18 protein-coding genes are annotated in these 20,191 nt (G+C 45.4%); 17 read left to right on the top strand and 1 reads right to left on the bottom strand.

Annotated elements, in window-relative coordinates:
• Positions 1-113: 113 nt before the first annotated feature.
• The 11 genes from mazG (at position 114) to rpoS (ending at position 10,546) form a co-directional block, all read left to right on the top strand.
• Positions 114-917, top strand: a complete 804-nt coding sequence (mazG, locus tag R7E47_RS20680) for a nucleoside triphosphate pyrophosphohydrolase (RefSeq protein ID WP_005383780.1) — start codon at positions 114-116, stop codon at positions 915-917.
• A gap of 205 nt (positions 918-1,122) precedes the next feature.
• A complete protein-coding gene (locus R7E47_RS20675) occupies positions 1,123-2,763 on the top strand; it encodes a CTP synthase (RefSeq protein WP_021034029.1) in 1,641 nt (546 codons plus the stop codon).
• A gap of 78 nt (positions 2,764-2,841) precedes the next feature.
• Positions 2,842-4,143 (top strand): phosphopyruvate hydratase, encoded by a 1,302-nt coding sequence (eno, locus tag R7E47_RS20670; RefSeq protein ID WP_005383785.1) that lies wholly within the window; start codon positions 2,842-2,844, stop codon positions 4,141-4,143.
• A gap of 426 nt (positions 4,144-4,569) precedes the next feature.
• Positions 4,570-4,851: a cell division protein FtsB gene (gene ftsB, locus R7E47_RS20665; protein ID WP_005380907.1), complete on the top strand. Its 282-nt coding sequence runs from the start codon at positions 4,570-4,572 to the stop codon at positions 4,849-4,851.
• 1 nt (position 4,852) lies between these two features.
• Positions 4,853-5,560 carry a 2-C-methyl-D-erythritol 4-phosphate cytidylyltransferase gene (ispD, locus tag R7E47_RS20660; protein ID WP_017821625.1) on the top strand — a complete coding sequence of 236 codons (708 nt, stop codon included), beginning with the start codon at positions 4,853-4,855 and terminating at the stop codon, positions 5,558-5,560.
• Positions 5,561-5,574: 14 nt separating this feature from the next.
• Positions 5,575-6,051 (top strand): 2-C-methyl-D-erythritol 2,4-cyclodiphosphate synthase, encoded by a 477-nt coding sequence (gene ispF / locus R7E47_RS20655; protein ID WP_005380896.1) that lies wholly within the window; start codon positions 5,575-5,577, stop codon positions 6,049-6,051.
• Between the two features lie 45 nt (positions 6,052-6,096).
• Positions 6,097-7,140 (top strand): tRNA pseudouridine(13) synthase TruD, encoded by a 1,044-nt coding sequence (gene truD / locus R7E47_RS20650; RefSeq protein WP_262645187.1) that lies wholly within the window; start codon positions 6,097-6,099, stop codon positions 7,138-7,140.
• Entirely contained in the window at positions 7,140-7,916 is a 777-nt protein-coding gene (gene surE, locus R7E47_RS20645) for a 5'/3'-nucleotidase SurE (protein ID WP_262645186.1), read from the top strand. The genes truD and surE overlap by 1 nt, the downstream gene beginning before the upstream one ends.
• Positions 7,916-8,542 carry a protein-L-isoaspartate(D-aspartate) O-methyltransferase gene (locus R7E47_RS20640; RefSeq protein ID WP_005380892.1) on the top strand — a complete coding sequence of 209 codons (627 nt, stop codon included), beginning with the start codon at positions 7,916-7,918 and terminating at the stop codon, positions 8,540-8,542. Before surE ends, R7E47_RS20640 begins: the two co-directional genes overlap by 1 nt.
• A gap of 13 nt (positions 8,543-8,555) precedes the next feature.
• Complete coding sequence (locus R7E47_RS20635) at positions 8,556-9,479, top strand: peptidoglycan DD-metalloendopeptidase family protein (RefSeq protein WP_017633546.1); 924 nt, start codon at positions 8,556-8,558, stop codon at positions 9,477-9,479.
• An 80-nt stretch (positions 9,480-9,559) separates the two neighbouring features.
• On the top strand, positions 9,560-10,546 hold the full coding sequence (gene rpoS / locus R7E47_RS20630) for an RNA polymerase sigma factor RpoS (protein WP_005380887.1): 987 nt from the start codon (positions 9,560-9,562) through the stop codon (positions 10,544-10,546).
• An 82-nt stretch (positions 10,547-10,628) separates the two neighbouring features.
• Here the strand turns inward: rpoS and mutS are convergent, their stop codons facing one another.
• Positions 10,629-13,190: a DNA mismatch repair protein MutS gene (gene mutS, locus R7E47_RS20625; protein WP_318085041.1), complete on the bottom strand. Its 2,562-nt coding sequence runs from the start codon at positions 13,188-13,190 to the stop codon at positions 10,629-10,631.
• An 84-nt stretch (positions 13,191-13,274) separates the two neighbouring features.
• Between mutS and pncC the strand changes: the two genes are divergently transcribed.
• From pncC to csrA, 6 genes are all read left to right on the top strand, one after another.
• Positions 13,275-13,757, top strand: coding sequence for a nicotinamide-nucleotide amidase (pncC, locus tag R7E47_RS20620; protein ID WP_005383794.1), 483 nt, complete (start codon positions 13,275-13,277; stop codon positions 13,755-13,757).
• A 200-nt stretch (positions 13,758-13,957) separates the two neighbouring features.
• Complete coding sequence (recA, locus tag R7E47_RS20615; RefSeq protein ID WP_005380874.1) at positions 13,958-15,001, top strand: recombinase RecA; 1,044 nt, start codon at positions 13,958-13,960, stop codon at positions 14,999-15,001.
• A 127-nt stretch (positions 15,002-15,128) separates the two neighbouring features.
• On the top strand, positions 15,129-15,596 hold the full coding sequence (gene recX / locus R7E47_RS20610) for a recombination regulator RecX (RefSeq protein WP_017633543.1): 468 nt from the start codon (positions 15,129-15,131) through the stop codon (positions 15,594-15,596).
• 142 nt (positions 15,597-15,738) lie between these two features.
• A complete protein-coding gene (alaS, locus tag R7E47_RS20605) occupies positions 15,739-18,321 on the top strand; it encodes an alanine--tRNA ligase (protein WP_005380872.1) in 2,583 nt (860 codons plus the stop codon).
• A 212-nt stretch (positions 18,322-18,533) separates the two neighbouring features.
• Positions 18,534-19,721 (top strand): aspartate kinase, encoded by a 1,188-nt coding sequence (locus tag R7E47_RS20600; RefSeq protein ID WP_005383803.1) that lies wholly within the window; start codon positions 18,534-18,536, stop codon positions 19,719-19,721.
• A gap of 92 nt (positions 19,722-19,813) precedes the next feature.
• Positions 19,814-20,011, top strand: a complete 198-nt coding sequence (gene csrA / locus R7E47_RS20595; protein ID WP_004415691.1) for a carbon storage regulator CsrA — start codon at positions 19,814-19,816, stop codon at positions 20,009-20,011.
• Positions 20,012-20,191: the final 180 nt, after the last annotated feature.

The raw sequence follows: 20,191 nt of genomic DNA, 5'->3' as shown, positions 1-20,191 counted from the left end.
CTTGTCAAAGTAACAATTACTTAGTGAAAGCTGCTGAGAAAATACAATGTGGAAGGTGAGTGGTTTTGGCTGCTCACCTTTTTCTTTAATAGAAAGGTTTAAAGGAACAAAAAATGAGTCATCCAATTGAACAGTTAGAACAAATCATGGCGAAGTTGCGTGACCCAGAAAACGGTTGCCCTTGGGACTTAAAACAAACCTTTGACACCATCGTTCCGCATACTATAGAAGAAACCTACGAAGTGGTGGACGCGATTCAAAATCGAGATTGGCCCAATCTAAAAGAAGAGCTAGGGGATTTGTTGTTTCAGGTGATTTTTTACAGTCAGCTAGCGAAAGAGCAAGAGCTGTTCGACTTTTCGGATGTCGTCGAAACCGTGAACGAAAAACTGACTCGTCGCCACCCGCATGTTTTTTCAGATGTTGAGTTTGAATCTGACGAGGAAATTAACGCGAACTGGGAAGCGGAAAAAGCAAAAGAAAAAGCCCTAGTAGGCAAAGCGGAAGAAAGTATCCTAGACTCAATACCAAACTCTTTGCCGGCACTTTCTCGTGCTACAAAAATTCAGAAAAAATGTGCAAAATTTGGGTTTGATTGGGATTCACTTGGCCCGGTTGTCGATAAAGTACGAGAAGAAATTGACGAAGTCATGGAAGAGGCACTGCAAGTTCAGCCCGATGAAGAGAAAGTTGAGTTGGAGCTCGGTGATTTGCTATTTGCGACTGTCAATTTGGCTCGCCACCTTGATAAAAACCCAGAAGTCGCACTAGGAAAAGCAAACGTAAAGTTTGCGCGACGTTTTAAACAAGTTGAAGGCAAGGTCCAGCAGTCAGGCAAAGTACTTACAGATTGTTCTTTATCAGAACTTGACCATTTTTGGGATGAAGTAAAACAAGAAGAATCGAGGCAGAGGTAAACTGGCAGAATACATAATATAAGGTCAGCTTGTTTGGTTGCACGAAAACGGACTTTGGTTTGTCTTTGCTCACTTTGATTTGAAGCAAAAAATAAAAAATTACGGTGTGATAGATTTCACGTTGTGGCGGTAAGGAGCTTCTGGTATATTTATCTCCCGTCCAGAAGCACTCCATTTCCCTCATTCAACCAATTTCAGGTTAAACATGACGACAAATTACATTTTTGTTACTGGCGGGGTTGTATCCTCTCTAGGTAAAGGTATTGCAGCAGCATCTCTTGCGGCTATTCTAGAAGCTCGTGGTCTTAAAGTGACTATGATGAAGCTTGACCCTTACATCAACGTTGACCCGGGCACAATGAGCCCTACTCAGCACGGTGAAGTGTTCGTTACAGAAGATGGCGCAGAGACTGACCTTGACCTTGGTCACTACGAGCGTTTCATCCGTACCAAGATGACCAAGCGTAACAACTTCACTGCAGGTCGTGTTTATGCCGACGTACTTCGTAAAGAACGTCGTGGTGACTACCTAGGCGCAACTATTCAAGTTATCCCTCATATCACTAACGCAATCAAAGATCGCGTTATTGCAGGTTCTGAAGGCCATGATGTGGCTATCGTTGAAGTTGGCGGTACTGTTGGTGATATCGAATCACTACCATTTATGGAAGCGATTCGTCAGCTAGCTGTTGAGCTAGGCCGTGAGCGCGCAATGTTCATGCACCTAACACTTGTTCCTTACCTAGCGGCAGCGGGCGAAGTGAAAACTAAGCCGACGCAACACTCTGTAAAAGAACTTCTATCTATCGGTATTCAGCCAGACATCCTAGTTTGCCGTAGCGATCGCGTTATTCCTGCGAATGAGCGTAAAAAAATCGCACTGTTCTGTAATGTTCCAGAAAAAGCAGTAATTTCAATGAAGGATGTAGACTCTATCTACAAGATCCCTCAGTTGATTAAATCTCAAGGGCTAGATGACCTTGTGTGTGCTCGCTTTGGTATTACTGCTCCTGAAGCAGACCTTTCTGAATGGGAACAGGTTATCTACGAAGAAGCAAATCCTACTGGTGAAGTAACCATCGGTATGGTTGGTAAATACATTGAATTACCAGATGCATACAAATCTGTGAACGAAGCGCTTAAACACGCTGGCTTGAAAAACCGCCTAAGCGTCACAATTAAGTATGTAGACTCACAAGATATCGAAACAAAAGGCGTTGAACTTCTAGAAGGTTTGGACGCAATCCTAGTACCAGGTGGCTTCGGCGATCGTGGTATTGAAGGCAAGATCCGTGCGGCTCAATATGCACGTGAAAATAACGTGCCTTACCTAGGTATTTGTTTGGGTATGCAAGTTGCACTAATCGAATACGCGCGTAACGTTGCGGGTATGGAAGGTGCACATTCAACAGAATTTAACAAAGAGACTAAGTACCCTGTGGTAGGTTTGATCACAGAGTGGGTAGACGAATCAGGTAGCGTAGAAGAGCGTACTGAAAAGTCTGACCTAGGCGGTACGATGCGTCTTGGTTCACAGCTGTGTCACCTAGAGAAAGGGACTAAAGCTCGTGAACTGTACGGTAGCGCGACGATCCATGAACGTCACCGTCACCGTTACGAAGTGAATAACGTGCTTCGTCCGCAAATCGAAAAAGCAGGCCTAAAAGTATCAGGTCTATCTGCGGACAAGAAGTTAGTGGAAATGATTGAGAACCCAGCTCACCCATGGTTTGTAGCGGCTCAGTTCCACCCAGAATTCACCTCGACTCCTCGCGATGGACATCCATTGTTTGCAGGTTTTGTTAAGGCTGCGGGCCAAAACGCACGCGGCGAATTCGAGAAGTAAAAGGATACGGGCGGCGGCGAAGGTTGTGCTGCTGCCCTTTAAGATTGACATTTATATTTGAAACGAGAGGAAACATTAATGTCTAAGATCGTTAAAGTTCTAGGTCGTGAAATCATCGACTCACGTGGTAACCCAACTGTAGAAGCTGAAGTACACCTAGAAGGCGGTTTCGTAGGTATGGCGGCAGCTCCATCTGGCGCATCTACTGGTTCTCGCGAAGCTCTTGAGCTACGTGACGGTGACAAAGCACGTTTCCTAGGTAAAGGTGTTCTTAAAGCAGTTGAAGCTGTAAACGGCCCAATCGCTGAAGCTCTAGTTGGCAAAGACGCTAAAGACCAAGCTGCAATCGACGCAGTAATGATCGAACTAGACGGCACTGAAAACAAATCTAAATTCGGTGCTAACGCTATCCTAGCTGTTTCTCTAGCAAACGCTAAAGCTGCTGCTGCTGCGAAAGGCATGCCTCTATACGAGCACATCGCTGAGCTAAACGGCACTGCAGGTCAGTTCTCTATGCCTCTACCAATGATGAACATCATCAACGGTGGTGAGCACGCAGACAACAACGTTGACATCCAAGAGTTCATGATCCAACCAGTTGGCGCTAAGACTCTTAAAGAAGGTCTACGTATCGGTGCAGAAGTATTCCACAACCTAGCTAAAGTTCTTAAGTCTAAAGGCTACAGCACTGCAGTTGGTGATGAAGGTGGTTTCGCTCCTAACCTTAAATCTAACGCTGAAGCTCTAGAAGTTATCGCAGAAGCTGTTGCAGCTGCTGGTTACGAACTAGGTAAAGACGTTACTCTAGCTATGGACTGTGCTGCATCTGAGTTCTTCGACAAAGAAGCTGGCATCTACAACATGAAAGGCGAAGGTAAAACTTTCACTTCTGAAGAGTTCAACCACTACCTAGCTGAGCTAGCTAACCAATTCCCAATCGTTTCTATCGAAGACGGTCTAGACGAGTCTGACTGGGATGGCTTCAAGCACCAAACAGAACTACTAGGTGACAAGCTTCAACTAGTAGGTGACGATCTATTCGTTACTAACACTAAGATCCTTGCTGAAGGTATCGAGAAAGGCGTAGCTAACTCTATCCTTATCAAGTTCAACCAAATCGGTTCTCTAACTGAGACTCTAGCTGCAATCAAGATGGCTAAAGACGCAGGTTACACAGCAGTAATCTCTCACCGTTCTGGCGAAACTGAAGATGCAACTATCGCTGACCTAGCGGTAGGTACAGCTGCAGGTCAAATCAAAACTGGTTCTATGAGCCGTTCTGACCGTGTTGCTAAGTACAACCAGCTAATCCGTATCGAGGAAGCTCTAGGTGAGCGCGCTCCTTTCAACGGTCTTAAAGAAGTTAAAGGTCAAGCTTAATTCTTAATTGAATTAACCGCTTAACTTAAAGCTTTTAAAACACCCTGCTTTGGCGGGGTGTTTTTTTATATAACGGAAGCGCTAAGTCCATGTTTCAAGTAAGCGATCTTAAAGAAGTTAAAGGTCAAGCTTAATTCTTAACTGAATTAACGGCTTAACTTAAAACTTTTAAAAACACCCAGCTTTGGCGGGGTGTTTTTGTATCTGACATATGAGAACAGGCTTTGCTTTTTGATGTCTTTCGCTTACGTTCATTTGTGATTCCATAGAACGAGGAGAGAGTAGAGAAGTCTCTTTGTTTCATTTTGCTGCTTATTTCTTGTAAGGAGCGTGTGAGTCTCCCTTTCTCCCCTAGAGGCAACCTCGCATTTATGCTATATATGTCACCTTATCTAATTCCTTCCGGTACAGAATGTTAGCAGCGATATGCGAATCTTTGTTATAGCCCTTACGCTACTGTTTGGCTTGCTTCAATACACTCTATGGTTTGGTAAAAACGGAGTGTCTGACTACTACACTGTAAAAGATGAAATTGAAGTTCAGCAACAAGTGAACAGCAAGCTACAAGCTCGCAACAATGAAATGTTCGCTGAGATTGATGACTTAAGGCAAGGTCTTGATGCGATTGAAGAACGTGCGCGTCATGAGCTCGGTTTAGTTAAAGATGGCGAGACTTTTTACCGCATTATAGGTGAGGAAAACCATTAAAATGTTGGATATGAACTCATCGCATATCGCAATTGTGCCTGCTGCGGGTGTGGGTAGCAGAATGAAGGCAGATCGCCCTAAGCAATATTTATTGATCGAAGGTAAAGCGGTACTGGAACATACCGTAGAGAAACTGCTTTCCCACCCAAATATTTCTAAGGTTGTCGTTGCCATTACTGACGGCGACCCATATTACCCAGAATTGTCCATTGCTAAGCACCCAGATGTGATTCGTGTAGCTGGTGGTAAAGAAAGAGCAGACTCTGTGTTATCAGGGCTAAACTATGTCAATGAGCATCTGGAAAGCGAGTGGGTGTTAGTCCACGATGCTGCAAGGCCATGTGTATTAACATCCGACATTGACCGTTTGATTGATGTTTGCTGCGCTCACTCAACGGGTGGCATTCTCGCATCTCCTGTGAGAGATACAATGAAGCGAGCAAACGCAGTACAAGATATCGATCATACGGTAGATAGAGAAGCATTGTGGCATGCACTGACTCCACAAATGTTTAAAACTCAGCAGCTTACTCAAGCACTGGCTGACGCATTAGAACAGGGTGTAACCATTACCGATGAAGCCTCGGCTTTGGAGTGGTTAGGCGAGAAGCCAGCCTTAGTTCAAGGGAATGCGAACAATATAAAAATCACTCAGCCAGAAGACCTTGCGTTAGCCGAGTTTTATCTAAGCCGTGAGCGCGGCGAATAAAGAAAGGATAGAAAATGATTCGAATTGGTCATGGTTTCGATGTACATAAATTCGGTGGTGAAGGCCCGGTCATTATTGGTGGTGTAGCAATCCCTTATGAGCAAGGTTTGATTGCACACTCAGATGGCGATGTAGCGTTGCATGCGTTAACGGATGCTCTGCTGGGCGCGATTGCTGCCGGCGATATTGGTCGTCATTTCCCAGATACGGATGATAAATGGAAAGGCGCAAACAGTCGTGAATTACTGAAAGACGTTTACCGTCGAGTCAAAGAGCAAGGTTACCGTCTCGGCAATGCTGATGTAACCATCATGGCACAAGCGCCTAAAATGGCACCACACATTGACGCAATGTGTGCGGCGATAGCCGAAGACCTAGAAACCGACATTAGTAACATTAACGTAAAAGCGACGACGACAGAACGTCTCGGTTTTACTGGACGCAAAGAAGGCATTGCAACGGAAGCCGTTGTACTTCTGTTTAAGCAATAACTAGCAATTTGCTCCTCTAAGCTGTGATATCAGCGGAAACACATCATGTCAGACATTTTATCTTCATTGGCTTACCTAACGGGTAAGCCAGTTGCATCGGCAAAAATCAAAGCGCAGCCAGAGCAATTTCAGGTTCGCGAAGATTTAGGTTTTGCCTTTACGGGCGAAGGCGAGCACCTAATGGTTCGTATCCGTAAAACGGGTGAGAACACCAGCTTCGTTGCTAACGAGTTAGCAAAAGCCTGTGGTGTTAAGTCGAAAGACGTTAGCTGGGCGGGTCTTAAAGACCGTCATGCGGTGACGGAACAGTGGTTAAGTGTCCATTTACCAAAAGGTGAAACGCCAGATTTTTCAGCGTTTTTGGCTCAATACCCAAGTATCGAAATCCTTGCAACAGATCGTCACAATAAAAAACTGCGTCCTGGTGACCTAGTAGGGAACGAGTTCGTGGTTACTTTGTCTGAAGTGACAGATATAGCGGATGTAGAACAACGTCTTGAAAAAGTGAAACAAGTTGGTGTGCCAAATTACTTTGGTAGTCAGCGTTTTGGTAACGATGGCAACAACCTTGAAGAAGCACGTCGATGGGGACGCGAAAACGTTCGTACCCGCAATCAAAACAAGCGAAGCATGTATTTATCAGCGGCTCGTTCGTGGATTTTCAACCGCATCGTTTCAGCTCGTCTAGAGAATGGTGTGTTTGATAAGTTCATTGATGGTGACATTGCACAGACGAATTCTGGCACTCAGTTGATTGATGCAAACAACATCGCTGCTCTGCAAGCGCAATTTGCGCAAGGTGAAGCGGCAATTACCGCTGCGCTTGCTGGCGATAATGCACTGCCTACTCAAGCCGAGGCTCTGGCATTAGAGCAACCGTTTTTAGACGAAGAGCCTGACCTCATGGCGCTGATTCGTGGTAATCGCATGCGCCACGACCGTCGCGATATTGCGCTAAAGCCAAAAGATTTAGCTTGGACGGTTGAAGGTAACAACATTACGCTGACTTTCTCACTGGATGCGGGATCTTTTGCGACCTCTATTGTTCGTGAGTTAGTTAATGAGGTTGAAGTAGAAAGAGAATACTAATGGAACAGGATTCACGAAACCCGAAGCCCTTAAGAGTCTTAATCAGCAATGATGATGGTGTTCATGCTCAAGGGATTCATGCCCTCGCTGATGAGTTGAGAGATATCGCTGAAGTGACCATTGTCGCACCTGATCGAAATCGTTCAGGTGCTTCGAATTCACTCACATTAGAACAACCATTACGCGTGACTGAAATTGCCCCAAATATCTACTCAGTGCAAGGCACGCCCACGGATTGTGTGCATTTCGCGCTGAATGAGCTAATGAAAGATGATTTGCCTGATCTTGTTCTGTCAGGAATCAACCATGGCGCTAATTTGGGTGATGATGTTCTTTATTCTGGAACAGTAGCAGCAGCCATGGAAGGTCATTTCCTTGGCGTTCAGTCGGTGGCTTTTTCTCTAGTGGGTAAGCGACATTTCGAATCCGCCGCTAAAATTGCACGTCAAATTGTACAACAGCATTTAGCGTCGCCGATTCCAACGAATCGTCTACTGAACGTAAACGTGCCTGACTTACCATCAGAGAATTTAGGTGAAATTGAAGTTACGCGTTTAGGTGCACGTCATCACGCAGAGAATATGATCAAGCAGAAAGATCCGAGAGGTCATGACATTTATTGGTTAGGGCCACCAGGAAAGGAGCAAGATGCAGGAGAGGGCACGGACTTTTATGCAATTGAGCATGGCCGAATTTCAATGACGCCTCTGCAAGTTGATCTCACCGCTCACGAGTCGCTGCGTGCTATGGACAGTTGGTTAAAGGAAGAGAAGTAATGAGTAACCCACATGCTGACAGGTTGATAGCGTTTCTTATCTCCAGTGGCATCAAAGACCAAAGAGTTCTGGATGCTATCCAACGCTTGCCACGAGAAAGCTTTGTTTCTCAAGCGATGATGCACCAAGCCTATGATAACAATGCGTTACCAATTGGTCAGGGACAAACTATTTCTCAGCCTTATATCGTTGCGCGTATGACCGAGTTGCTTGAGCTAGAGCCGGCGAGTCGTGTTCTGGAAATCGGAACGGGATCGGGTTATCAAACCGCGGTACTGGCGCAAATTGTTGATCATGTATACTCCGTTGAGCGAATTAAATCGTTGCAATGGGAAGCAAAGCGTCGCCTGAAGCAATTGGATATTTACAATGTTTCAACTAAGCATGCTGATGGGTGGCAGGGCTGGGAAGCGAGAGGTCCTTTCGATGCTATCATTGTTACCGCTGCCGCTGAAGTGATTCCCCAAGCTCTTCTCTCACAATTAAGAGATGGCGGCAAAATGGTCATTCCTGTTGGAGATACGGAACAACAGTTATTAAAAATAGAGCGTAAGGGAGACGAATATCTCTCTACCGTTGTAGAAATGGTTCGGTTCGTACCTCTGGTTGCGGGTGATTTAGCTTAAGGGTTAGGGATAGGTGAATAAGTTACTACGTCATATTGGTATTAGCTTTGTGTTTGCTGCAGGACTAGTTGGTTGTGCAGCGCATTCCCCTGCACCTGTCTCTAGCCTAAAAAAAGACTATTCAAGCCTTGAAAGAGGGAGTTACAGAGGGAGTTATTATGAGGTAAAAAAAGGCGATACACTTTACTTCATAGCTTATGTCACAGATAAAGATGTAAATGATCTTGTTCGTTACAATGAGTTAACTCAGCCTTACACTATCTACCCAGGACAGAGGCTAAAACTTTGGGCTCCGAAATATGTCGCCCCTAAATATGGTCAAAAAGTTGAACCCGTTGTGGCTCCTGTTGTTACGACACCCCCAGCTCCAGTGACGAAAACATCAACAGCCTCTAAACCTAAACCTTCGAGTAAAAACTCTAGTCAAAAACCTACAGAGACTAAGCCTAAAGTCGTACAAAAACAGCCTCCAAAGAAGGTTGAACAATCGAAAACAAAGGAGTATGTTGGTTCAAAAGATAACCAAAAAGTGAAGCAAAAAGCGCCAACTACCACAGCAAAGAGTGATAAAGTCTCAAAGTGGTTGTGGCCAACAAAAGGGAGAGTAATCAAGAACTTTTCGGCGGGAGAACAGGGAAATAAAGGTATCGACATCGCAGGACAGCGTGGTCAACCTATCGTTTCAACCGCAGCCGGCACAGTCGTTTATTCAGGCAATGCGCTACGAGGTTATGGCAACTTAATTATAGTAAAGCATAACGACAATTATTTAAGCGCATACGCACATAATGACAAACTGCTGGTCACAGAAGGACAAAGCGTAAAAAGCGGACAAAAAATCGCCACCATGGGTAGTTCAGGTGCAAAGTCGGTCAAACTACACTTTGAAATTCGCTATCAAGGTAAATCAGTGAATCCAAAACGCTATTTGCCTTAAAACTTTGAAAAACAACTTGCGACATCATTTAGCGACATATTGAGTTGTCATGTCTTGCTAACTCGCCAGGGGGAGGCGTTATGAGTATCAGCAACACAGTAACCAAAGTTGAAGAGTTTGCATTTGACAATGCGTCAGTGAAGACCATTGATAACGAACTCGAAAGATCATCATCCACAGAAAGCAAAGCGACTGCGCGTGAAGAATTTGACGCGAGCAGTAAAAGCTTAGATGCAACTCAGTTGTATTTGGGCGAAATTGGCTTCTCACCTTTACTTACTGCCGAAGAAGAAGTGCTTTACGCAAGACGCGCCCTACGTGGCGACGAAGCGGCACGCAAACGTATGATCGAAAGTAACCTACGTTTGGTTGTTAAGATTTCTCGTCGATACAGTAACCGTGGTCTAGCACTACTCGATCTGATTGAAGAAGGTAACCTCGGCTTGATCCGAGCGGTCGAAAAATTCGACCCAGAACGTGGTTTCCGTTTCTCTACTTACGCAACATGGTGGATCCGACAAACGATAGAGCGAGCGTTGATGAACCAAACTCGCACGATCCGTCTACCTATCCACGTAGTGAAAGAGCTGAACATTTATCTGCGTACTGCGCGTGAACTTTCTCAAAAGCTCGATCACGAACCGACCGCAGAAGAAATTGCTGCTCAATTAGATATTCCAGTCGAAGACGTAAGCAAAATGTTACGCCTTAATGAGCGTATTAGCTCTGTCGACACGCCAATCGGTGGTGACGGTGAGAAAGCGCTGCTGGATATTATTCCTGATGCAAACAACTCTGATCCAGAAGTTTCGACTCAAGATGACGACATCAAATCATCGTTGATTCATTGGTTAGAAGAGTTGAATCCGAAACAGAAAGAAGTGCTTGCACGTCGCTTCGGCCTACTAGGCTACGAGCCTTCGACGCTGGAAGAAGTTGGTCGAGAGATTGGTCTGACACGTGAGCGAGTACGTCAAATACAAGTGGAAGGTTTACGTCGTCTTCGTGAAGTCCTAATCAAACAAGGTTTGAATATGGAAAACTTGTTTAACGTAGAAGACGATTAAGTAATCCGTATTTCACTAGATACGCAAAAGGCTATGGTTCCCCATAGCCTTTTTTCTTTTTTGCTCGTTGGTGTGAGTCTGTTTACAGCATCTTCTTCAAGCGATACAGCTCTTCAAGAGCTTGGCGTGGCGTTAAGTCGTCAGGGTCAATACCTGACAGGGCTTGTTCGACCTCGCTAGGCTCTGGAATCAGGCTCAACTGGTTAGCCACATCTACTGCACTTGGACGTGGTGTGTCACTGTTTTGCCCCAGTTGCTCTAGCTGAGATAGCTTGTTACGCGCATTTTTGATGACCGTTTTTGGTACGCCAGCTAAGCCCGCAACAGCCAAGCCGTAAGACTTACTTGCCGCACCTTCTTGAACTGCGTGCATAAAGGCAATGCTGTCTCCATGTTCTACGGCATCCAAGTGAACGTTCGCTAAGTTTGGCAGTTGGTTCGGTAACTCTGTTAATTCGAAGTAGTGAGTTGCAAATAGGGTCATCGCACCAATTTGTGTTGCGAGCCATTCCGCACTTGCCCAAGCTAAAGACAGACCGTCGTAAGTACTAGTACCGCGCCCGATTTCATCCATTAGCACCAAACTGTTCTTAGTTGCGTTGTGAAGAATATTGGCTGTTTCGGTCATTTCTACCATGAAGGTCGAGCGGCCAGATGCAAGATCATCTGACGCACCAATACGAGTAAATATACGATCTAAAGAACCAATCTGTGCGGATTCTGCCGGTACATAAGAGCCGATATGTGCCATCAATGCAATCAGCGCAGTTTGACGCATGTAGGTTGATTTACCACCCATGTTTGGACCGGTGATGATCAACATCTTACGGGCTGGGTTAAGCTCAATTGGGTTCGCGATGAACGGCTCTGTTGTTACTTGTTCTACGACTGGATGACGACCAGCTTGAATGTGAATTCCTGCGTCTTTCACAAGCGTTGGGCGGCAGTAATCTAACGAATCTGCACGCTCTGCTAGGTTTTGTAATACATCCAGTTGAGACAGGGCAGAAGCTAGGTTTTGCAGCTTCTCAAGGTTTGGCATCAATAGATCAAACAGTTCTTCCCACAACTGTTTCTCAAGTGCTAACGCTTTAGATTTCGAGTTAAGTACTTTGTCTTCGTGTTCCTTAAGCTCTGGGATGATGTAGCGTTCAGCGTTTTTGAGTGTTTGGCGACGTACATAATGCGGTGGAACCAAATGGCTCTGGCCACGGCTCACTTGGATAAAGAAGCCATGAACGTTGTTATAGCCTACTTTAAGCGTATCGATACCGTGTCGTTCACGCTCATCTCGCTCAAGCTGCTCAAGATATTCTGTTGCACCGTCTGCCAATTTTCGCCATTCATCGAGCTCCGCATTGTAGCCTTCAGCGATGACGCCACCATCACGAATAACAACCGGCGGATTTTCTTTAATCGCGCGCTCTAACAGGTCACATACTTCGTCAATCGGAGCTGCATACTTCGCCAATTTCGTTAGGTACGGATGGGTCAAAGAAGCGGTGACAGATTCTAGCTCTGGTAGCTGTTGCATGGCATTGCGAAGTCTAGCCATATCGCGAGGGCGAGCAGAGCGTAATGCAAGGCGCGCTAAGATACGTTCAATATCACCAATTTGCTTTAACGTTGGTTGAAGATCGGCAAACAGAGCTTGTTCTTTAATCTCACCAATCGCATCAAGACGATTGTTTAACGTTTCAATGCAACGCATAGGCTGATGCAACCAACGCTTCAGCATTCGGCTGCCCATCGGAGTAGCACAATGGTCGAGTACTACAGCGAGCGTGTTCTCGGTTCCGCCTGCTAGATTTTGAGTAATTTCCAGATTACGTCGGGTAGCAGCATCAAGGATGACGGATTGATCCTGATGATCAAACGTTAAAGAGCGAATATGAGGTAAAGCCGTACGTTGAGTATCTTTTACGTACTGGATCAAACAACCAGCAGCACACAGCCCTAAGGACGCATGTTCTACACCAAAACCAACCAGATCTTTTGTGCCAAATTGTTGATTGAGTTGTTGCTTAGCCGTATCAAGCTCAAACTCCCAGACTGGGCGACGACGGTTACCATTGCGGCCCGCCATTAAATGTACAGGTTCAAAATCTTCTGGGAACAGTAGCTCACGTGGTGCAGTACGTTGAAGCTCGGCTGTCATCGCTTCTTCAGTCTCTGGTTCTGTCAGTTGGAAGCGACCAGAGGTGACATCCAGCGTCGCATAACCGAACTTACCGTTGTGATGGTAAATTGCTGCGATTAAGTTATCGACACGCTCAGAAAGCAGCGCTTCATCCGTCACAGTACCTGGTGTCACGATACGCACAACTTTACGTTCTACCGGTCCCTTGCTGGTGGCCGGATCGCCAATCTGTTCACAGATCGCCACAGACTCACCAAGCTGAACAAGTTTTGCCAGGTAGCCCTCTACGGCGTGAAATGGCACACCCGCCATTGGGATAGGTTCACCTGCAGACGCACCACGTTTGGTCAATGAAATATCAAGAAGCTGAGAAGCTCGCTTGGCATCATCGTAAAAGAGTTCGTAGAAATCGCCCATGCGGTAGAACAGCAAAATCTCTGGGTTCTCAGCTTTTAGCTTGAGGTATTGCTGCATCATCGGAGTGTGTTTTTGTTCAGCTTTCACAGGTAAGTTCTTTTGTTTATTTCCGTAGCGGCTTAGGATACGTGAATCCCTATCAAGTAAAAAGAGACAAAGGGCATTTTGGCTATGGAAAAAACAACAAAATTGAGTGCCGATTTAGGCGCATTATTGGCTAAACACGGGCATGTTTTAACAACCGCAGAATCATGCACAGGTGGTGGTGTTGCAACCGCCATTACTGACATTGCTGGTAGTTCAGCTTGGCTTGACCGTGCGTTCGTCACCTACAGTAATGAAGCGAAAATGGAGATGCTTGGTGTGCAAGCTTCAACGTTAGAAGCGCATGGTGCAGTGAGTGAGCCAGTTGTGATTGAAATGGTGCAGGGTGCAATTAAAAACTCCAATGCCACCATCGGTGTGTCCATCAGTGGTATTGCAGGGCCGGGTGGTGGCAGTGAAGAGAAACCAGTCGGCATGGTCTGCTTTGCTTTTGCTGATAACCAAAGTTGGCAGCAAGTCGAAACCATGCATTTCTCTGGTGACCGTGCAGAAGTTCGCAAAAAAGCGGTCGAGCACGCGCTGACTCAATTGTATCAACATCTGCTCTAGAATTTCTTAACTTGTTTTAGCCCAGCATTGATAAGGGCTAGAGCAAATCATGACTTTAGGTCAGCCAAATTTTTTTCATACAGGTATGGACACTGTATGAATCAACAGTATAATAACTTTCATTGCTGAGCAGTTCTTCTGCTTAAGAAAAATGAATTACTATTCGTCGCCCAAAGAAGATGAATAAATCGGAGAAAGTAATGGACGAGAACAAACAGAAAGCGCTCGCCGCTGCGCTAGGTCAAATTGAAAAGCAATTCGGTAAAGGCTCTATCATGCGCCTTGGTGATAACCGCGCAATGGACGTAGAAACCATCTCAACGGGTTCTCTTTCTCTTGATATCGCTTTGGGTGCTGGTGGTCTACCAATGGGTCGTATCGTAGAAATCTACGGCCCAGAATCTTCAGGTAAAACAACATTAACGCTTGAGCTTATTGCTGCTGCGCAACGTGAAGGCAAAACGTGTGCGTTTATCGATGCAGAGCATGCTCTAGATCCTGTATACGCGAAGAAACTTGGCGTTGATATCGATGCATTGCTAGTTTCTCAGCCAGACACAGGTGAGCAAGCTCTAGAGATCTGTGACGCACTTGCACGTTCTGGTGCTATCGATGTTATGGTTGTCGACTCTGTTGCAGCACTAACACCGAAAGCAGAAATCGAAGGCGAAATGGGCGATAGCCACATGGGTCTGCAAGCACGTATGCTTTCTCAAGCAATGCGTAAGCTAACGGGTAACCTAAAGCAGTCTAACTGTATGTGTATCTTCATCAACCAAATCCGTATGAAGATTGGTGTGATGTTTGGTAACCCAGAAACAACAACAGGTGGTAACGCACTTAAGTTCTACGCTTCTGTTCGTCTAGATATCCGTCGTACTGGCGCAATCAAAGAAGGTGACGAAGTCGTAGGTAACGAAACGCGCATCAAAGTTGTTAAGAATAAGATTGCAGCACCATTTAAAGAAGCAAACACACAAATCATGTACGGCCAAGGCTTTAACCGCGAAGGTGAACTTGTCGATCTAGGTGTGAAGCACAAGTTAGTTGAAAAAGCCGGTGCTTGGTATAGCTACAATGGCGATAAGATTGGTCAAGGTAAAGCGAATGCATGTAACTACCTGCGTGAGCACCCTGAAGTGGCTAAAACTATCGATACAAAACTGCGTGAAATGTTGCTAGCGCCAGCACTTGCGGAAGCGCCTGAAGCTGGTGAAGCGCCAGAGCAAGCTGAAGAGTTTTAATCTCTCATAGATTAATAAATGACAAAGCCCTGCAATGCGGGGCTTTGTTGTATCTATTGAAATCAAAAATCGAATTATCACAAAGGCCATTGAGAGCCTGTACAGCAAAAATACTTTTAGGATCATCATGTACCAAAAACGCCAGGCGCCAACATTATCGAGCAAAGAGGCTGCTATACAATTGCTTAGCCGTCGCGATCATGGTCAGTATGAGCTTTACCAAAAATTATCGATGAAGGGCTATGAAGAATCAGACATCGACATCGCAATTAATTTTTGCCTAGACCATAACTATTTAGATGATTTACGTTACGCGAAGAGTCAAATTAGACAGCATGTATACAAAGGACATGGAGAGCGTCGAATTCGTCAAGAGTTAAACCAGAAGCGTGTTGCGGAATCGGTGATTGAGCAAGCTATGGCTGAAGAGCCGCAAGATTGGTTTGAACTGGCTAAACAGGCGGCAGAAAAGAAATTCAAAGGTATTAAAGCCAAAGACCAAAAAGAGTACGCAAAACAAGTTCGTTTTCTGCAGTATCGCGGCTACAGTTTTGACCAAATCAGCTACGCGCTGAGCTTTGAGGATGAAGATTAACGGTCAGTCGTCCGCACTGATTTTTGTTTTGCTTCAAATTTTTTCTCCTACTCCCTCTTTTCCTCAAGAAAACTAGTCTCAGCTGTTTGCATGATCTACAATACGGCAAAATTCTAACTCGACTATTTTCAGGAAGAGCTGCATGTACATGAGCACTGATGAGGTTCGTAACGCGTTCCTCAAGTTCTTTGAGAGCAAAGGACACCAAATCGTAGAAAGTTCATCGTTAGTTCCACATAACGACCCAACCCTGCTGTTCACAAACGCAGGTATGAACCAATTTAAAGATTGTTTCTTAGGCTTAGAAAAACGAGCCTACACTCGAGCGACTACGGCTCAGCGTTGCGTACGTGCTGGTGGTAAACATAACGACCTAGAAAATGTTGGCTTTACTGCTCGTCACCACACATTCTTTGAAATGTTAGGCAACTTCAGCTTTGGCGATTACTTCAAAGAAGATGCGATCTCCTTTGCTTGGGAATTCTTAACTGAAGTTCTTAAACTGCCAGCGGATCGTTTATTGGTAACTGTTTACGAAACCGATGACGAAGCGTTTGACATCTGGAACAAGAAAGTTGGCGTGCCCGCTGATCGTATTGTTCGCATTGGTGACAAAGAAGGCGGCAAGCCGTACGAGTCTGATAACTTCTGGCAAATGGGCGACACTGGCCCTTGTGGTCCATGTACTGAAATCTTCTACGATCACGGTGAGCATATCTGGGGTGGCCGTCCTGGCACGCCTGAAGAAGATGGTGACCGTTTCATCGAGATCTGGAACAACGTATTCATGCAGTTCAACCGTCACGCAGACGGCACTATGGAACCGCTACCAAAACCATCGGTAGATACTGGTATGGGTATCGAGCGTATCTCTGCAATCATGCAGGGCGTTCACTCAAACTACGAAATTGATGTATTCCAAGCTCTTATCAAAGCAGCAGCAGAAGTGATCGGTTACGAAGACCTATCAAACCAATCACTACGCGTTATCGCTGACCACATCCGTTCATGTTCATTCCTGATCGTGGATGGCGTTATGCCTTCAAACGAAGGTCGTGGTTACGTATTACGCCGTATCATCCGTCGCGCAGTTCGTCACGGTAACAAGCTGGGCGCACAAGGTGCATTCTTCCACAAGTTGGTTGGCGTACTGGCAGACATCATGGGTACGGCTGGTGAAGAGCTGAAGCGTCAACAAGCTGTGGTTGAAAAAGTACTGCGTATCGAAGAAGAAAACTTTGGTCGTACACTTGAGCGCGGTATGGCGATTCTAAACGAAGCATTAGATAACCTAGACGGTAAAGTACTGGACGGCGAAACCGTATTTAAACTTTACGACACTTACGGCTTCCCAGCTGACTTAACTAACGACGTTGCACGTGAGCGTGAGTTCGCAATCGACGAAGAAGGTTTTGAGAAAGCGATGGAAGAGCAGCGTCAACGTGCGCGTGAAGCGGGTAATTTTGGTACTGACTACAACGCAGCAATCAAAGTTGATACGCAAACAGAATTCTGTGGTTACACAGGTACTAAAGGCTCTAGTTCTGTAGCAGCGATGTTCGTTGAAGGCAACGAAGTAGATTCTCTATCTGCGGGCGACAAAGCAATCATCGTACTTGGTGAAACACCATTCTACGCAGAGTCAGGCGGTCAGTGTGGTGACGCTGGTGAAATCCGTACTGAGTCTGGTGTATTCCGCGTTGAGGACACTCAAAAACTAGGTAACGCAATCGCGCACCACGGTGTAATGGCAGAAGGCGTTCTAGCGAAAGGTGATGAAGTAGCAACTATCGTTGACGCAGAGCGCCGCGCAGCTATCTCTCTAAACCACTCAGCAACGCACTTGCTACACGCAGCACTACGCCAAGTTTTAGGTGAGCACGTAACGCAGAAAGGCTCATTGGTGAAGGCAGACAACCTACGTTTCGACTTCTCACACCTAGAAGCCGTAACTGCAGCAGAACTGAAAGAAGTTGAGCGTCTAGTTAACGCGCAAATTCGTCGCAACCACACGATTGAAACCAACGTGATGGACATTGAGTCTGCTAAGAAGAAAGGCGCAATGGCACTGTTTGGTGAGAAGTACGATGACGAAGTACGCGTACTGTCTATGGGTGACTTCTCGACAGAGCTTTGCGGTGGTATTCACGCATCAAGCACAGGTGATATTGGCCTATTCAAAATTACTTCAGAAAGCGGCATTGCTGCAGGTATTCGACGTATTGAGGCGGTAACAGGCGAGGCTGCATTAGACGCGATTGAAGCTCAAAACGCGAAGTACGAAGAGAAACTGGCAGAATCTGCACAGAAAGCAAAAGCGCTAGAGAAAGAAGTGCAGAAGCTAAAAGATAAGATGGCGGCAGCAGAAAGCGCTAACATCATGGGCAAAGCGGTTGAAGTCAATGGTACAAAAGTTCTAGTCGCAGCTCTTGAAGGCGCTGACAGCAAGAACCTACGTACTATGGTTGATGACATTAAGAACCAAATGGGGTCTGGTGTCGTACTGCTTGCTAACGTAACAGGTGACAAGGTTGGCCTGATTGCTGGTGTGACTAAAGATCTAACTGGTAAAGTAAAAGCTGGTGATCTAGTTAAGATGATTGCTGAGCAAGTCGGTGGTAAGGGCGGTGGTCGTCCTGACATGGCTCAAGCTGGTGGTACTGATGTAGCCGCACTACCAGAGGCAATTAAAACAGTTCAGCCTTGGTTAGAAGAGCGCTTATAAGCTTTTAACTACTAAAATTACGCTCAATCAAGTTTCTTTGATTGAGCGTAATTTTTTTTAGCAGCCAAGTGGTTTAATTGACCAAAAGTTAACCGAGTCATTTAGGCTATTTGGTTTTTGTTGTAACTACTGCTTATATAATTTTTCTAAAAGGAAATACTGACGATGTAAGCAGTTCTAAAGAGACTTCGGTCTTGGGAAGGTGAAGACTGGTGAAAAAGCCCCTTATCGTGCAAAAGTTTGGCGGAACCTCAGTGGGTTCAATTGAAAGAATCCACCAAGTTGCTGAACACATCATTAAGGCGAAAAATGATGGCAATCAAGTTGTTGTTGTCGTGTCTGCAATGTCAGGCGAAACAAACAGACTGATGGACCTCGCTAAACAGATAGATAGCGTGCCTACAGCTCGAGAACTTGATGTTTTGCTCTCTGCTGGTGAGCAAGTGTCAATGGCACTGTTAGCAATGACACTCAATAAATTGGGTCATGCTGCACGCTCGCTTACCGGAGCACAGGCGAATATTGTGACGGATAATCAACACAATGACGCAACGATTAAACACATTGATACTAAGACAATTCTGGGATTGCTTGAGCAAGACCAAATCGTGATTGTTGCAGGCTTTCAAGGTGTGAATGAGAACGGGGATATCACCACATTAGGTCGAGGTGGCTCAGATACGAGCGCAGTGGCACTGGCAGGCGCATTGCGCGCTGATGAGTGTCAAATCTTTACCGACGTTGATGGTATTTATACTTGTGACCCACGTGTAGTGAAAAACGCGCGAAAATTGGCGGTTATCGATTTTCCTTCCATGGAAGCGATGGCAAGCCGAGGCGCGAAAGTATTACATTTACCTTCAGTGCAATTTGCATGGAAGAATAATGTGCCACTGCGCGTGCTTTCGACATTTGATGTTAATGAAGGCAGTCTGGTAAAGGGGGAGTTAGGCAATCAAGCCGTCTCTGGTATAGCCATTCAACGTGACCTTGCCATAATCGAAGTCGATAAAGAACATTTATCTAGTGCTACAAAACAATGTCAGATGTTGGGTATCGACATTTGGAATGTGATCGAGGAAACAGAACGGGCAGGTATCATGATAAAACAAGATGCATGTGCCAAGTTCGATCTGGTGTTCAGCGACAAAATCCGTAATAGTGAAGTGGTAAGCCTGTTGACCGCAGTGGGGCTTGAGGCCAATGGAATGGTAGAGCACGCATGCGATTTGTTGGCAAAGCGAGATATTGAGATCAATTTCAGCGCAACGAATGCACTCACTATGATGCTAGTTTTAGCACCCGAATGTGTGGATACAGCAGCAAACATTCTGCATGATGCTTACATTACGTCTAGTGAAGCATTAAACATTCAACAAAAACATGCCTTTTTAGGCTGATTTTCGCTAACAAGGTAGTTTACGAAAATATAACTTTTGTTGGATAATAGCTTTGTAGCAAGAAAATTTAGAGATTACTCAAGGAGCAAAGAATGCTAATTTTGACTCGCCGCGTAGGCGAAACACTGATGATTGGTGATGAAGTGACTGTAACTGTACTAGGTGTTAAAGGTAACCAAGTGCGTATCGGCGTTAACGCTCCGAAAGAGGTTTCAGTTCACCGTGAAGAAATCTACATGCGCATTCAAGCTGAAAAAGGCAATGGCAACGTTGCTTCAGGTAACTACTAAGTCGCTCCTGTTTACAGAGCTTAGTTTGAATGAAAAAGGCTAACCGAAGGGTTGGCCTTTTTAGTTTTTACTGTGCCGTCCTAAATAAGGTTGACACTTTCCACCCCAAAATTGGAGAGTGTTATGAAATCAACAACTAAAAGAACTCAGCGCGATTACTCCCTCGCTTTTAAACTCACT

Origin of the sequence: Vibrio sp. Vb1026 (assembly GCF_033338745.1) — a bacterium.
Lineage (GTDB): Bacteria > Pseudomonadota > Gammaproteobacteria > Enterobacterales > Vibrionaceae > Vibrio > Vibrio alginolyticus.
This window is presented reverse-complemented; position numbering and strand designations above follow the sequence as displayed.

What these genes read in the sequence shown, in the direction of transcription:
- mazG (WP_005383780.1), top strand. Translation starts at nt 114, where the DNA reads ATGAGTCATCCAATTGAACAGTTAGAACAAATCATGGCGAAGTTGCGT.
- R7E47_RS20675 (WP_021034029.1), top strand. Translation starts at nt 1,123, where the DNA reads ATGACGACAAATTACATTTTTGTTACTGGCGGGGTTGTATCCTCTCTA.
- eno (WP_005383785.1), top strand. Translation starts at nt 2,842, where the DNA reads ATGTCTAAGATCGTTAAAGTTCTAGGTCGTGAAATCATCGACTCACGT.
- ftsB (WP_005380907.1), top strand. Translation starts at nt 4,570, where the DNA reads ATGCGAATCTTTGTTATAGCCCTTACGCTACTGTTTGGCTTGCTTCAA.
- ispD (WP_017821625.1), top strand. Translation starts at nt 4,853, where the DNA reads ATGTTGGATATGAACTCATCGCATATCGCAATTGTGCCTGCTGCGGGT.
- ispF (WP_005380896.1), top strand. Translation starts at nt 5,575, where the DNA reads ATGATTCGAATTGGTCATGGTTTCGATGTACATAAATTCGGTGGTGAA.
- truD (WP_262645187.1), top strand. Translation starts at nt 6,097, where the DNA reads ATGTCAGACATTTTATCTTCATTGGCTTACCTAACGGGTAAGCCAGTT.
- surE (WP_262645186.1), top strand. Translation starts at nt 7,140, where the DNA reads ATGGAACAGGATTCACGAAACCCGAAGCCCTTAAGAGTCTTAATCAGC.
- R7E47_RS20640 (WP_005380892.1), top strand. Translation starts at nt 7,916, where the DNA reads ATGAGTAACCCACATGCTGACAGGTTGATAGCGTTTCTTATCTCCAGT.
- rpoS (WP_005380887.1), top strand. Translation starts at nt 9,560, where the DNA reads ATGAGTATCAGCAACACAGTAACCAAAGTTGAAGAGTTTGCATTTGAC.
- pncC (WP_005383794.1), top strand. Translation starts at nt 13,275, where the DNA reads ATGGAAAAAACAACAAAATTGAGTGCCGATTTAGGCGCATTATTGGCT.
- recA (WP_005380874.1), top strand. Translation starts at nt 13,958, where the DNA reads ATGGACGAGAACAAACAGAAAGCGCTCGCCGCTGCGCTAGGTCAAATT.
- recX (WP_017633543.1), top strand. Translation starts at nt 15,129, where the DNA reads ATGTACCAAAAACGCCAGGCGCCAACATTATCGAGCAAAGAGGCTGCT.
- alaS (WP_005380872.1), top strand. Translation starts at nt 15,739, where the DNA reads ATGTACATGAGCACTGATGAGGTTCGTAACGCGTTCCTCAAGTTCTTT.
- csrA (WP_004415691.1), top strand. Translation starts at nt 19,814, where the DNA reads ATGCTAATTTTGACTCGCCGCGTAGGCGAAACACTGATGATTGGTGAT.